Genomic DNA, 362 nt, shown 5'->3' on the forward strand with positions numbered 1-362 from the left:
TCATTTCATTTCCCATTTATTTCTCATGAAGAGAGCCGGGTTACAAACCCGGCTCTCCTTTATTTCTAGCTGTGCAGAGAATACCGTCAAGCTTTCCTTCGCGCATGCAGATGCGCGACAAGCCCTTGTGTGGAAGCGTCGCGACCGTCGCTGCTCTCCTCACCCGAAACCACCGGCAGAAGTTCGGTGGCAAGTTCCTTGCCAAGCTCCACGCCCCACTGGTCGAAGGCATTGATGCCCCAGATCACGCTTTGCACGAAGACCTTGTGTTCGTACAGCGCCACCAGAGCGCCAAGGCGCCGCGGGCTGATGCGCTCCACCACCAGGGTGTTGCTCGGGCGGTTGCCAGGAATGACTTTGTG

1 pseudogene is annotated in these 362 nt (G+C 57.2%); it reads right to left on the minus strand.

The annotated features are described in order from the left end of the window. Positions 1 to 86 precede the first annotated feature (86 nt). Positions 87 to 362: pseudogene (pgi, locus tag ACQCX0_RS01360) on the minus strand (glucose-6-phosphate isomerase); the annotation flags it as partial.

This window comes from Candidatus Hepatincolaceae symbiont of Strigamia maritima (assembly GCF_055505085.1).